We start from the raw sequence: 12,992 nt of genomic DNA, 5'->3' as shown, positions 1-12,992 counted from the left end.
GTATTGACGACAAGTCAGCGAAAGGACAGCCCCCGATGACTGACGAAATGATTCGCGAAATCGACAGCGGCACAGTGATGACCCGGTTTGCCCGGGGGTGGCATTGCCTGGGACTGGCCGAGTTGTTCCATGACGGTGAGCCGCACGGTATCGAGGCGTTCGGCACGAAGTTGGTGGTGTTCGCCGACTCGCACGGCGAGATCAAGGTGCTGGACGGATACTGCCGTCACATGGGCGGCGATTTGTCGCAGGGCACCATCAAGGGCGACAACATCGCGTGCCCATTCCATGACTGGCGTTGGGGCGGCGACGGTAAGTGCGCGCTGGTTCCGTACGCCAAGCGCACCCCGAAACTCGCGCGCACTCGCAGCTGGCCCACTCTTGAGGTGAACGGTCAGCTGCTGGTGTGGCATGACCCGGAGGGGTCTGCTCCACCGCCCGAGCTCAGCCCGCCGGCGATCGACGGCTATGTGGAAGGTAAATGGTCATCATGGCAATGGAACTCGATCCATATCGAGGGATCACATTGCCGCGAGATCGTCGACAACAACGTGGATATGGCGCATTTCTTCTATATCCATCACGCCTATCCGACGTACTTCAAGAACGTCATCGAGGGGCAGACTGCCAGCCAGTTCATGGAGTCCAAACCGCGGCCCGACTTTGTTCCTAACCCCGAAAAGCTTTGGGAAGGAACGGGTGTGCGCTCGGAGGCCACATACTTCGGCCCGGCATACATGATCGACTGGATTCACAACGACCTCGGTCCCGGATTCACCGTCGAAGTGGCGCTTATCAACTGCCACTATCCGGTGACGCACGATTCTTTCGTGCTGCAGTGGGGTGTGGCCATCCAGGAGATGCCCGATCTGCCGCCGGATAACGCGCGTAAGCTCGCCGCCGCGATGGCCAGATCATTCGGCGACGGATTCCTGGAGGATGTCGAGATCTGGAAGAACAAGACGCGCATAGACAATCCGTTACTCACTCAGGAGGACGGTGCCGTCTATCAACACCGGCGCTGGTACGAGCAGTTCTACGTGGATCTGGCAGATGTCACGCCGGACATGACAGAACGCTTCGAGATCGAGGTGGACACCACGCATGCCCACGGGGTGTGGGTGCACGAGGTCGAAGAAAATCTTGCCGAGCGGGCCGCCACGGTGTCGCACTGAGAGCCCTAGGCTGAGCGTGTGACCTCGGACAGACTCACCCTTACCGACAGCCCCGGTGGACAGTGGCGCCGCATCGACATCGTCGAGGAAACCGGATCCACCAACGCCGATCTGGTGGCACGTGCCGCGGCGGGGGAGGACATCGACGGTGTCGTGCTGCTGGCCGAACACCAGACCGCCGGCCGGGGGCGTCACGGCCGCAACTGGGGCGCGCCCGCGCGCACGCAGCTGTCGATGTCGGTGGGCATAGGAGTCGGTGAGGTGCCACCGGACCGGTGGGGATTGGTGCCGCTGCTGGCCGGAGTGGCGATCGTCGATGCGGTCGCCGAGGTGTCGGGCATTCAGGCCGGGCTCAAGTGGCCCAACGACGTGCTGGTGGAGGGGCGCAAGCTGTGCGGGATCCTGGCTGAGGTCGCGACACCGCAGTCGGCCATCGTGCTCGGCCTCGGACTCAACGCCACCTTCACCCAGCACGAGCTGCCGGACCCCAACGCGACGTCTCTGGCGATCCTGGGCTGGGCCAATCCGGATCGCAACGAGCTGGCGCGCGCGGTGCTGCGTGAACTCGCGGGCCGCATCGCGCATTGGCGCAGCGCGAGGGGAGTCGATGAGCAGCTGTTGGAGGATTACCGCGCCCGCAGCGTCACCCTGGGGGCGCGGGTGCGGGCCGAGCTGCCGGGCGAGCGTGAACTGATCGGCGTAGCCGTCGGGCTCGGTAACGATGGACAGCTCCGTATCGAGGCCGCAGACGGCACCGTCACCGCGGTGACGGCGGGCGACATTACGCATCTGCGCCCGCTCAGCGACCAGTAAAGTCGCTGCACGTGGGGTATCCGGAGAACGTACTCGCCGACGACGAGCAGGTGGTGTTGCACCGCCATCCACATTGGAAGCGACTGATCGGCCCGGCCCTGGTGCTGATTCTGTCCACCGGCGTGGCGGCCTTCGTCGCCGCAATGGTCGATAACACCGACTGGCAGCCCACCGCGAAGAACGTGGTGATGATCGCGATCGGTGTTGTCTGGCTGGTGCTGGTCGGCTGGCTGAGTGTGTGGCCATTCTTGAACTGGCTGACCACGCATTTTGTGATCACCGACCGGCGCGTGATGTTCCGTCAGGGATTGTTGAGCCGTTCGGGAATCGATATCCCGTTGGCGCGCGTCAACAGCGTCGAGTTCCGGCACGGCTTGGTGGACAGAATTCTGCGTACCGGCACCCTGATCATCGAGTCGGCGTCACAAGATCCGTTGGAGTTTCACGAGATACCGCGAGTGGAGTACGTCCACTCGCTGCTGTATCACGAGGTCTTTGACACCCTCGGTTCAGAGGAGGGCGACAGCCGCTCCACCGGGCGTGGCCGGGAACGGCCACCCGCCACGTGATGCGCTGAGCCGTACAAGCCACGGCCGACTTCGGTGCCGTGATGCACGGTGGTGCTGTTGGGCAGCCCCGTGGGCGGGTGCAGCGGGGTGACGTTTTCCGAGTCTGCGCCTGATCCGTCGTCGTCCACCTCGGCCGCGACGAAAGCCACCGGAGTCTCGCCGTGGCGCCCGAACTCGTCGGGAAACACCCAACGGCGGAAGGCCCAGAACCGGAACGCCATCTGCAGCAAGTTGCCGATGAGGTATGCGCTGATGAAGTCGGCGATGTTCTCGACCGTCAGGCTGACGTTCGGCACGCGCAGCTCAAAGATGTAACTCGACACCCACAGCGGAAGCATGGCGATCAGCACGCCGATGCCGCTGACCGCGAAGAACAGCAGCGCCTCGTGGTGCCGTTCCCGGCCGCCGCGGTCCCGGAAACTCCATTCCCTGTTGAGGATGTAGGAGGCGATGACGGCGATGATGCCGGAGATGATCTTCGCGGTGAGTGGTTTGGGCTCCAGGATCGTCAGCTTGAGCGCGTAGAAGATGCCGGAGTCGATGATGAACGTGGTGGCTCCGACGATGCCGAACTTGATCAGCTCGTGGTGCCGCTCGGCGACAGGCCGGATGAACCGGGGCAGCCGGGCGATGGTGGCATCGGCGAAAGACACAAATGGCGAGTGTACGGAAGATGGCATGGCAGTGCGAAGCGGTCCGCAGACCTCATGTGGGTACGGGTGTGTACGTGATCACCTGATCTCGGCTGCTGGCGACGGCTGAGACGGACCGTTCCGGCGGGGCCGTGTGGCCAGCATGACAACATATGTCTGTGCCCGAAACTCCCGTCGTCACCATGATCGGTGGTGGTCAGCTGGCCCGGATGACCCATCAGGCATCGATCGCGCTGGGTCAGACACTGCGGGTGCTGGCACATGCCGCCGATGAGCCGGCGGCTCAGGTCACCCCCGATGTCGTATTCGGTTCGCATACCGATCTTGATGATCTGCGCCGCGCGGCGAAGGGGGCCACCGTGCTCACCTTCGACCACGAACACGTCCCCACCGCGTTCCTGGAGACCCTGCAGGGCGAGGGCGTCAATGTGCAGCCACCGCCGTCGGCGCTCATCTACGCGCAGGACAAGACGTTCATGCGACGCAAATTGAAGAGCATCGGGGCTCCGGTGCCCGGATTCGCCGATATCAGGACCGTCGCCGACGTCGAGCGGTTTGCCGCGGAGACCGGCAGCCGGGTGGTGCTGAAGGCGGTGCGGGGCGGATACGACGGCCGCGGCGTGTGGATCACCGACGATCTGGATGAGGCGCGCGCGGTGGCTGCCGAGCAGCTGGCGGCGGGTGTGGATCTGCTTGCCGAGGAACGTGTCGACATGCGCCGTGAGCTGTCGGCGATGGTGGCGCGCTCACCGTTCGGACAGGGTGCCGCCTGGCCTGTGGTGGAAACCGTTCAGCGGGATGGGATTTGCGCCGTGGTCATCGCGCCGGCACCCGAGCTGCCCGAAGAACGGGCGATGGAGGCCGAGCAGCTGGCGCTGCGGATCGCCACCGACCTCGGTGTGACCGGATGCCTGGCGGTGGAACTGTTTGAAACCAATGACGGCCGATTGCTGGTCAATGAGCTGGCGATGCGGCCACACAACTCCGGGCATTGGAGTATGGACGGCGCGCGGACCGGGCAATTCGAGCAGCACCTGCGGGCGGTTCTCGACTACCCGCTCGGCTCCACCGAACCGCTGGCTCCCGTGACCGTCATGGCCAACGTGTTGGGTGCACCTGAGACTCCCGCGATGTCACTCGATGAACGGATGCACCATCTAATGGGCCGCATCCCGGAGGCGAAAGTGCACTTGTACGGCAAGGGCGAGCGTGCGGGCCGCAAGCTCGGGCACGTGAATATCCAAGGCCGCGCGGATGGTTCGCCGAGCGATCCGCAGTATGTGGCCGAGGTGCGTGAGCGTGCCGAGCGTGCCGCGCACTGGCTCTCGCACGCGGTATGGACCGACGGATGGCAAGCGACACACTGATGAGCTTGCGCGAAGAAGCGGAGGCACTGATGAGCTTGCGCGAAGAGGCGAAGGCGCTGATAAGCGACTGCGCGACGATGAGAGGACGCTGAATAGTGAGTGCACGGGTCGGCCTGATCATGGGCAGCGACAGTGACTGGTCGGTGATGTCGGATGCCGCGAATGCTTTGGCAGAGTTCGCAATTCCGTTTGAGGTGGGCGTTGTCTCGGCACACCGCACCCCGGCGCGCATGCTGGAGTACGCACAGACGGCCGCCGACCGGGGCATCCAGGTGATCATCGCCGGGGCAGGCGGGGCCGCGCATCTGCCCGGCATGGTGGCCTCGGCCACCCCGTTGCCGGTTATCGGCGTTCCGGTGCCACTGGCGCGGCTGGATGGTCTGGACTCCCTGCTGTCCATCGTGCAGATGCCCGCGGGTGTGCCCGTCGCGACGGTGTCGATCGGTGGAGCCCGCAACGCCGGGCTGCTGGCCGCGCGCATCCTGGGGGTCTCCGACACGACGCTGCGGGACAAGGTGGTTGCCTTCCAAGCGAGCATGGAAGCAACCGTTTTGGAGAAGGATGAGGCGCTGCGGCGCAGACTATTAGGCGACTAAATTGACCGTGACGTACAGTTAACGGCGACTAACTGTTCGATCCTGGAGGCTGTGATGGCTGGAAACCCGTCGTTTGACCTGTTCAAGCTGGCAGAAGAGCATGACGAGTTGCGTGCGGCGATCCGTGGCCTGGCTGAAAAAGAGATCGCTCCCTACGCCAAGGATGTCGACGAGAAGGCCCGGTTCCCCCAAGAGGCCCTCGATGCGCTGGTCGCCTCGGGCTTCAATGCGGTGCACGTTCCCGAGGAGTACGACGGTCAGGGCGCCGATAGCGTGGCCGCCTGCATCGTCATCGAAGAGGTGGCCCGGGTCTGTGCGTCATCGTCGTTGATCCCCGCCGTCAACAAGCTCGGCACCATGGGGCTGATCCTCAGCGGCTCCGACGAGCTCAAGAAGCAGGTTTTGCCGTCCATCGCCAGCGGCGAGGCAATGGCCTCTTACGCGCTGTCCGAGCGCGAGGCCGGCAGCGACGCGGCCAGCATGCGCACTCGTGCCAAGGCGGACGGCGATGACTGGATCATCAACGGCAGCAAGTGCTGGATCACCAACGGTGGCAAGTCTTCCTGGTACACCGTGATGGCGGTGACCGATCCCGAGAAGAAGGCGCACGGCATCTCGGCCTTCATGGTGCACAAGGACGACGAGGGTTTCACCGTCGGCCCGCTGGAGCACAAGCTGGGTATCAAGGGCTCGCCCACCGCGGAGCTGTACTTCGAGAACTGCCGGATTCCGGGCGACCGGATCATCGGCCAGCCGGGCACCGGTTTCAAGACCGCGCTGGAGACGCTCGATCACACCCGGCCCACCATCGGCGCGCAGGCCCTTGGGATCGCGCAGGGTGCGCTCGACGCCGCGATTGCATACACCAAGGACCGCAAGCAGTTTGGCCGGTCCATCAGTGACTTCCAGGGTGTGCAGTTCATGCTCGCCGATATGGCGATGAAGGTCGAGGCCGCCCGCCTGCTGGTGTACACCGCGGCGGCTCGTGCCGAGCGCGGCGAGAAGAGCCTGGGCTTCATCTCCTCGGCCTCGAAGTGCTTCGCCTCCGATGTGGCCATGGAGGTCACCACCGATGCCGTGCAGCTGTTCGGCGGCGCCGGGTACACCACCGACTTCCCGGTGGAGCGGATGATGCGCGATGCCAAGATCACCCAGATCTACGAGGGCACCAACCAGATTCAGCGCGTGGTGATGACCCGCGCCCTGCTTGGTTCCTAACCCGCGCTAGGAGAGCGTACGGGTGACCTTTTCGGAGGTGACCCGGCGTTCTTGCGCGCCCGGATCCGGATTGGCCACCTGCACCAGGGAGGCTCCGGCGATGAGCACTGCCAGCAGATTCTCGATCAGCTTGTCCGGGCTGCCCCAGGAGCCGGTGCCCAGCACCCGATCCTCAGCCGTGATGCCTTGCGCCGTGGCACTTTCCCGTGCGGCAGCGGCAACGTCCCCGACGTTGCGGCCGTTCAGGGCGGGCCCGGCACCGGCGGGTGAGAACCGGTCGCCGTGTACCCGGACTGCCGTCGAATAGTCGGTCAATCCCAGCGGCAGGTCCGGTACGGGGCGCCCGAACGCGTCAAGCGACAGCACGCACACCTCCTCGGCATCCGGTTCGTCGCCAAGCGTGCAGAATGCCACGTCGGCATTGTCCTCGCCGCCGAGCACCACTTCGGCTCCGGCCCACCAGATTCCAAGCAGTACGCCCGCTGTTTGCCAATGTGCGGGCAGCCGCACCGCGACCATGGACCCGGGTCCGGCACCGAATTCGTCACGCAACATGTTGGCGGTCTTGGCCGCCCAGTTGGCCAGCGTCACCGTCGAGAGTTCGATGCGTTCGCCGGAGGCGTCGTCGTAATAGGTGACCCGGGGGGCTGGGTTGCTCGCATCGCCCAGCAGCAGGGAGGTGAGATCCATCAGTTGACGCAACGCGGGCCGTTGGCCGCCGTGAAAATCGGCGACGGAGGCGGGGGCGGTGCCTCTTCTTCGGTGGAGGAGCCGGTTTCCGAGGCGGCAGGTGTGGTCTCACGGCCAGATCCCGGGCCGTTGTAGTCGTTTGACAGCACCACGCGCACGGTGTGCTCGGCCAGGCCCGGTTTCTGCACTACCTGCAATCCCAACGCCTCGGCCACTGCCTTGGCGCCCACGTCGTCCGACTCCGCGGCCTGAACCTGGCTGTTGCCGGCATGCTCGGCCTCGTTGTTGCCCACCTTGCCTGCGGTGAATCCCTTGCCCACCAACAGTTCCGACACCGCAGCGGCCAGGCCGTTGATCTGGGTCTCATTGACGACGTCGGCGATCGTCTGGTCCTTGGAATAGGTGGCCTCTTCGGTCTTGCCCTGGGCCTGCTGGTCCAGCAGACCGGATACCCAGCTGCGCACCTGATCGGGATCGACCTTCACGACACTTTGGGTGCCATCCTCGGTCCAACCATCCTCACGCAGAATGGGAATGGTCGCGAATGCCACGTTGCCCCCGGACAGCTTCTGTAGCTGCTTGATGAAGTCCATGACGTCCCAGCCCTCACTGAGCACCACGGTGCGCGTGATCGCATCGCGCAGCTTGCCCAGCGTGGAGGGGTTGGTGAGTGTGCCCCCGGAGAGCGCCGAGTGCGCCAGTGACGACATCACCACCTGCTGGCGGACCACACGATCGAGGTCACCGCGCGGCAGATCGTGGCGTTGCCGCACGAAACTCAATGCGTTGGGGCCATCGAGCGTCTGCGGACCGGCGGGAAAGTCGGCTCCCGACATCGGTTCGTACACAGCCTCGTTCAGGCACACGTCGACACCCCCGAGCGCGTTGGTCATCAGCACGAATCCGAGCATGCTGACCTCGGCGTAGCGATCGACGGTGACGCCGGTCAGCTTGGCCACGGTCTGGGTGAGCGCCGAACGCCCGGCGTCGACGGATTCGCGTTCGGCGGCTTCCAGCGTCTCGCCGGATTCGACGCGTTTCTGACGGTCGTTCTCTTTGGCTTCGCCGTAGACGCCGTTGATCTTTCCCTTGCTGCCATCCGGGACGGTGACATAGGAGTCACGGGGGATGGAGATCGCCGTTGCGGATTTTCCGTTGCTGGGGATGCGGATGAGGATGATGGTGTCGGTATTGGTGGCGGTCTCGTCCCCGGCCCTCAGCATGGACAGCTCGTCCTGCGAGAGCGGGTTGCCGTGTGCGTCGCTGCGACTGTCGACGCCCACCATCAGAATATCGATCGCGCCGTCATCGGGCCTTCCGGCATTGCCGAACAGACCAGGCAGATCGAACCGGGCGATGTTCGGATCGATGTTGCCGATCTTTCCCCAGGCGGCGCCGGTGACCACCATGACGGCGACGGCGGCGAGCGTCGCAATACCCCGCCACAGAGGGCGCGGCGTCTCCGTCTGCGACGAGCCGCTCGCGCGAGGAGCGTGAGGGTCGGTCACTGTGATCCGTTTCTTTTCCGGGCCGGGCGTTCGCCGGGCAACGAGTCTCAAGCCTCGTCAAGGCTACGTCGGGGTGGCTCTCATCCCTCGGAAGCGAAGTCGGCGTGCCAGACTCTCGGTGTGCTTGTTATCACCGGAGCGGGCGGTCAGCTCGGCACCCATCTGATTGCCCGTGCCGCGCTTCGCGCCCTCCCTGTCCGCGCCCTGAACTCGGCTGATTGGGATATTACCCGCGACGGCGTGCCCGACGGAGCGGTTGCTGCAGGGGACACCGTGATCAACTGCGCCGCGTACACCGCCGTGGATGCCGCGGAAAGCGACGAGGCCAGGGCGTACGCGGTCAATGCCGAAGGTCCTGCTCGGGTGGCCCAGGCGTGTCGCGAGGTTGGCGCCAGATTGATCCATATCTCCACCGATTACGTGTTCAGCGGTGAGTTCGGTGATGCCGACCCACGCCCGTACCGACCGGGTGACGCCACGGCTCCGGCCGGTGTGTACGCGCGCACCAAGGTCGCCGGAGAACGGGCCGTGCACGATGCCCTACCGACAGCACAGGTGGTGCGCACGGCGTGGGTCTACACCGGCGTCAACGGGGATTTCGTCGGGGTCATGCGGCGATTGGCCGCCGGGGACGGCCCGGTGCGGGTGGTCACCGATCAGACCGGCTCTCCGACCTACGCCGCAGACCTTGCCGAGGCATTGTTGAACCTCGCGGCCTCCGACGTCCGCGAACCGTTGCTGCATGCGGCGGGGGGCGGAGCGGTGAACCGGTTCGACTGGGCGAAGGCCGTGTTCGAGCTGGTCGGGGCGGATACCTCGCGTCTACAGCCCTGCCTGTCCGTCGATTTTCCGAGTGCAGCGCCCCGGCCGGTGTACACGGCACTTGACGGCGATCTGTGGGCCGAGGCAGGTCTGGCACCGCTGCGTCCGTGGCGGGACGCGTTGGCTGAGGCGCTGGCCACACATCAGGGGTAGGTACCCTCAAGCACCGTGCCTGATCCTCATCGCCCGAGTGGCTCGTCGGTGCCGCTCGAGCAGATCGCCGTGGTGACGGTGACGTACTCGCCTGGCGAGCATCTCCATCGCTTCCTCAGAACTCTGCGCCACGCGACCGATCGCCCGCTGCGGTTGATCCTGGCCGATAACGGTTCCACCGACGGAGCGCCCGAAGCGGCCGCCGAGGAGCCCGATGTCGAGCTGCTGCGCACCGGGGGCAATGTCGGCTACGGGAAGGCCGCCAACCTTGGGGTGGCGCAGGTTGATCCCGAAGCCGAATGGATCGTGATCGCGAACCCCGATGTGCAGTGGGGGCCGGGAAGCATCGATGCGCTGCTTGAGGTCGCGCAGCGCTGGCCCGCCGCGGGCGCGCTGGGTCCACTTATTCGTGAGCCCGATGGTTCGGTGTATCCCTCGGCGCGAGTGGTGCCGTCGCTCGCGGGGGGTGCGCTTCACGCGCTGCTGGGATCGGTGTGGCCCACCAATCCGTGGACTGCGGCGTATCGCCAGGACCGGATGGAGCCGTCCGAGCGCATCGTCGGATGGCTCTCGGGATCGTGCCTGCTGCTGCGGCGCAAGGCCTTCGATGCCATCGGCGGATTCGACACGCGCTACTTCATGTACATGGAGGACGTTGATCTCGGAGACCGGCTGGCACGTGCGGGCTGGCAGAACGTGTACGCGCCGAGCTCGGAGGTCGTGCATGCGAAAGGTCATGCCGCCGGGCGTGATCCGGCACGCAGCCTTACCGCGCACCACGACAGCGTCTACATCTACCAATCAGACCGGCATCCACATTGGTGGCAGGCACCGCTGCGTTGGAGCATTCGGGGCGCACTGGCGGCTCGATCTGCGATCGTGGTGCGCTCGGCCATCCGTGCCAATCGGCGCCGGGACAAGCAAGGAGGGTGATATGTCTGACCATGTGAAAGCCGATGCCGTCATCTTGGTGGGAGGGCAGGGCACCCGGCTGCGTCCATTGACGCTCTCGGCGCCCAAGCCGATGCTCCCGATCGCCGGTTTCCCCTTCCTGACGCATGTGTTGTCACGGGTCGCCGCGGCCGGGATCGATCATGTGGTGCTCGGAACGTCCTACAAGGCCGAGGTCTTCGAGTCGGAGTTCGGCGACGGGTCCAAGCTGGGCCTGTCGATCACCTATGTCACCGAAACGGAACCGCTGGGTACCGGTGGAGCCATCCGGAATGTGCTGGACCATCTGCGCCACGACACCGCCCTGGTGTTCAACGGCGATGTGTTGTCCGGCTTGGACTTGAAAGACCTTCTCGCGCAGCATGAGCAGACCCAGGCCGACCTGACATTGCACCTGGTACGGGTCGGCGACCCGCGCGCGTTCGGTTGTGTGCCTACCGATTCCACGGGCCGCGTGACCGCATTCCTGGAGAAGACCGAAGATCCGCCCACCGACCAGATCAACGCCGGGTGTTACGTGTTCCGGCGCGAGCTGATCGAACAGATTCCCTCCGGGCGGCCGGTCTCGGTTGAGCGAGAAGTCTTTCCAGGACTGCTCAGCAGTGGCGCCAAGGTATGCGGATACGTCGACACCAGCTACTGGCGCGATATGGGCACTCCCGAGGACTTCGTGCGCGGCTCTGCGGACCTGGTGCGCGGTATTGCGCCCTCACCAGCGATCCCCGAACATCCGGGTGAGGCGCTGGTGCACGACGGTGCCTCGGTGGCACCGGGTGCGCTGGTGATCGGTGGCACCGTGGTGGGCCGGGGAGCTGAAATCGGGCCCGGGGCACGGCTTGACGGCGCGGTCGTCTTCGACGGTGCCCGCATCGAGGCGGGTGCGGTGGTTGAGCGCTCCATCATCGGGTTCGGTGCCCGCATCGGTCCGCGCGCGCTGGTGCGTGATGGTGTGATCGGGGACGGCGCCGATATCGGTGCGCGGTGCGAGCTGTTGCGCGGCGCTCGGGTGTGGCCCGGAATCACCATTCCCGACGGTGGCATCCGGTACTCCTCGGACGTCTAGGGACTCGGCCGCACATCGGCGTCGGACGGCGCGTACTCGGCAGACGAGCCGAACATGCCTGAGGGGTTGGCGTTCTCGATGATCGTCGACGCCTTCGTGCTCGAGAGCGGATTGTCCAGCGATTCCTGGGTGCCGAAGAACGGCAGCAATATCGGCGTGGTTGCCCCAGAGGCGTACACCATGGTGAAGATCCGCAACACGGGGTGATCGGAAACCAGTTCCTCGATGACGCCGCGGGACGCGAACTGGGTTTCGGTACACAACGCCTTACCCCCCAGGAAGTCGTGGACCAGGGTTGATTCCCTGAGGAAACCGATCACGTCCTCGCCGAGGGCGACCTGTGGGGGATAGCAGGTGCGTGTTTCCTTCACCGATCGGTGGGTGACGGCGATCAGGGTGACCTTGATGACCGCCAACCGGACGGTCCGGGAATCTATATCGATGATGGTGCTGCCCTGGTTCGTCGATCCGGGAGCCAGGAACGCCCCGCCGGCACCGCCGGACGACCCGGCATAGATCAGTCGTGCCTGGGCCGACATCGCCGGAGTTTCGCGATAGTCCCCGAACTGACTCCCGAGTGCGTTCAGGTGCCCGGCCACGTTCTCGGGTGTAGGGGGTTCTGCGGGTGTGCCCTTGGGATAGACGACGACGCGGGTCAGGGTGGCCGGGACGTCGACGCGAAACGATCCACGGTTGTGGTACGTGGTCTTGGCCAGGACGTGGATGATGGGGCCGGTCGAGCCCACCGGCGTCAACTCGGTCTGCACGTCTATCAGCGGAAGCGAACTGTGCGTCATGTACTCGTTCTGAATCCAGAACTGCACCAACCCAATGAGGGGAAACAGTGCGACGACGGCGATGCCGGTTCTCGTCAGGGCGCCCGCCGCGTACCGGCTCAGATACAGCACCCAGCACAGGGCGACGGCACCCAATGCCAGCGCGACTCCCGTGACGCCCCCTATCTGGCTTGCGGGACTACGCAGGTCGAGCAGCCAGACATAGGCGGCAAGACAGATGACGAATACCTGGCTGGCCAGGGGGGTGAGCACCGAACTGTGCCGGTACTTCACAATCACCCCGATCGCCAGCGCGCAGGTGATGCCGATGGCAAGGAGCAGCGCGGTGCCCAGCAGATCCCACGCGTTCTGGGTCAGCGTGGCGTTCTTGGCGGCCAGCCACAACACGATCGTGCCGTCGATGGCGATGCACAACACCAAGAGCGCCCGGACTCGCGGTCGTAAGTCCCCGACGGTGAACGTGTGCGGGGGCTCGTCACCCCCGGGGGATGGCTCGCGGTCGGGCTTGGTGATTCTCGCGCTGCCACCGAAGGGGGTCTCAATCTTGATGTCCATGTGCGTCCCCTCACAGAATCGCCGCTGATGAGGGGACGATACGACGGCTCGTTAGGCCGGAC

At 65.2% G+C, this 12,992-nt stretch carries 13 protein-coding genes; 9 read left to right on the top strand and 4 right to left on the bottom strand.

All coding sequences use genetic code 11. The features are described from left to right. Positions 1-35: 35 nt before the first annotated feature. The 3 genes from AOT83_RS21445 to AOT83_RS21435 are packed head-to-tail and all read left to right on the top strand — an operon-like array spanning position 36 to position 2,557. On the top strand, positions 36-1,175 hold the full coding sequence (locus AOT83_RS21445; RefSeq protein ID WP_057964446.1) for a Rieske 2Fe-2S domain-containing protein: 1,140 nt from the start codon (positions 36-38) through the stop codon (positions 1,173-1,175). 18 nt (positions 1,176-1,193) lie between these two features. Next, a complete protein-coding gene (locus AOT83_RS21440) occupies positions 1,194-1,988 on the top strand; it encodes a biotin--[acetyl-CoA-carboxylase] ligase (RefSeq protein WP_057964445.1) in 795 nt (264 codons plus the stop codon). 11 nt (positions 1,989-1,999) lie between these two features. Further along, positions 2,000-2,557: a PH domain-containing protein gene (locus AOT83_RS21435; RefSeq protein ID WP_057964444.1), complete on the top strand. Its 558-nt coding sequence runs from the start codon at positions 2,000-2,002 to the stop codon at positions 2,555-2,557. Here AOT83_RS21435 and AOT83_RS21430 read toward each other — a convergent pair. Further along, positions 2,473-3,210, bottom strand: coding sequence for a GtrA family protein (locus AOT83_RS21430; RefSeq protein WP_030096884.1), 738 nt, complete (start codon positions 3,208-3,210; stop codon positions 2,473-2,475). The genes AOT83_RS21435 and AOT83_RS21430 overlap by 85 nt on opposite strands. A gap of 158 nt (positions 3,211-3,368) precedes the next feature. Between AOT83_RS21430 and AOT83_RS21425 the strand changes: the two genes are divergently transcribed. From AOT83_RS21425 to AOT83_RS21415, 3 genes are all read left to right on the top strand, one after another. Further along, a complete protein-coding gene (locus AOT83_RS21425; protein ID WP_109365468.1) occupies positions 3,369-4,577 on the top strand; it encodes a 5-(carboxyamino)imidazole ribonucleotide synthase in 1,209 nt (402 codons plus the stop codon). A gap of 95 nt (positions 4,578-4,672) precedes the next feature. Continuing rightward, complete coding sequence (purE, locus tag AOT83_RS21420) at positions 4,673-5,173, top strand: 5-(carboxyamino)imidazole ribonucleotide mutase (protein ID WP_030096886.1); 501 nt, start codon at positions 4,673-4,675, stop codon at positions 5,171-5,173. 54 nt (positions 5,174-5,227) lie between these two features. Beyond that, positions 5,228-6,391 carry an acyl-CoA dehydrogenase gene (locus tag AOT83_RS21415; RefSeq protein WP_030096887.1) on the top strand — a complete coding sequence of 388 codons (1,164 nt, stop codon included), beginning with the start codon at positions 5,228-5,230 and terminating at the stop codon, positions 6,389-6,391. Between the two features lie 6 nt (positions 6,392-6,397). Here AOT83_RS21415 and AOT83_RS21410 read toward each other — a convergent pair whose 3' ends face one another. Beyond that, positions 6,398-7,084, bottom strand: a complete 687-nt coding sequence (locus tag AOT83_RS21410; RefSeq protein ID WP_109394912.1) for a TIGR03089 family protein — start codon at positions 7,082-7,084, stop codon at positions 6,398-6,400. Further along, on the bottom strand, positions 7,081-8,589 hold the full coding sequence (locus AOT83_RS21405; RefSeq protein WP_030096889.1) for an LCP family protein: 1,509 nt from the start codon (positions 8,587-8,589) through the stop codon (positions 7,081-7,083). The genes AOT83_RS21410 and AOT83_RS21405 overlap by 4 nt, the downstream gene beginning before the upstream one ends. 120 nt (positions 8,590-8,709) lie before the next feature. Between AOT83_RS21405 and rfbD the strand changes: the two genes are divergently transcribed. From rfbD to AOT83_RS21390, 3 genes are all read left to right on the top strand, one after another. After that, complete coding sequence (gene rfbD / locus AOT83_RS21400) at positions 8,710-9,564, top strand: dTDP-4-dehydrorhamnose reductase (RefSeq protein ID WP_030096890.1); 855 nt, start codon at positions 8,710-8,712, stop codon at positions 9,562-9,564. A gap of 69 nt (positions 9,565-9,633) precedes the next feature. Next, positions 9,634-10,497 carry a glycosyltransferase family 2 protein gene (locus tag AOT83_RS21395; RefSeq protein ID WP_030096891.1) on the top strand — a complete coding sequence of 288 codons (864 nt, stop codon included), beginning with the start codon at positions 9,634-9,636 and terminating at the stop codon, positions 10,495-10,497. 1 nt (position 10,498) lies between these two features. Further along, positions 10,499-11,578 (top strand): NDP-sugar synthase, encoded by a 1,080-nt coding sequence (locus AOT83_RS21390; RefSeq protein ID WP_030096892.1) that lies wholly within the window; start codon positions 10,499-10,501, stop codon positions 11,576-11,578. Here AOT83_RS21390 and AOT83_RS21385 read toward each other — a convergent pair. Continuing rightward, a complete protein-coding gene (locus AOT83_RS21385) occupies positions 11,575-12,930 on the bottom strand; it encodes a hypothetical protein (protein ID WP_057964442.1) in 1,356 nt (451 codons plus the stop codon). The two genes, AOT83_RS21390 and AOT83_RS21385, sit on opposite strands and share 4 nt — an antisense overlap. Positions 12,931-12,992: the final 62 nt, after the last annotated feature.

It is taken from the genome of Mycobacteroides sp. H001 (genome assembly GCF_001440005.1).
Taxonomy (GTDB): Bacteria; Actinomycetota; Actinomycetes; order Mycobacteriales; family Mycobacteriaceae; genus Mycobacterium; species Mycobacterium gwanakae.
The sequence above is the reverse complement of the archived record's forward strand: the minus strand, read 5'-3'. Positions and strand labels throughout refer to the sequence as shown.

Coding starts and splice junctions, on each gene's coding strand:
- AOT83_RS21385 (WP_057964442.1), bottom strand. CDS start 12,930: ATGGACATCAAGATTGAGACCCCCTTCGGTGGCAGCGCGAGAATCACC.
- AOT83_RS21445 (WP_057964446.1), top strand. CDS start 36: ATGACTGACGAAATGATTCGCGAAATCGACAGCGGCACAGTGATGACC.
- AOT83_RS21415 (WP_030096887.1), top strand. CDS start 5,228: ATGGCTGGAAACCCGTCGTTTGACCTGTTCAAGCTGGCAGAAGAGCAT.
- AOT83_RS21390 (WP_030096892.1), top strand. CDS start 10,499: ATGTCTGACCATGTGAAAGCCGATGCCGTCATCTTGGTGGGAGGGCAG.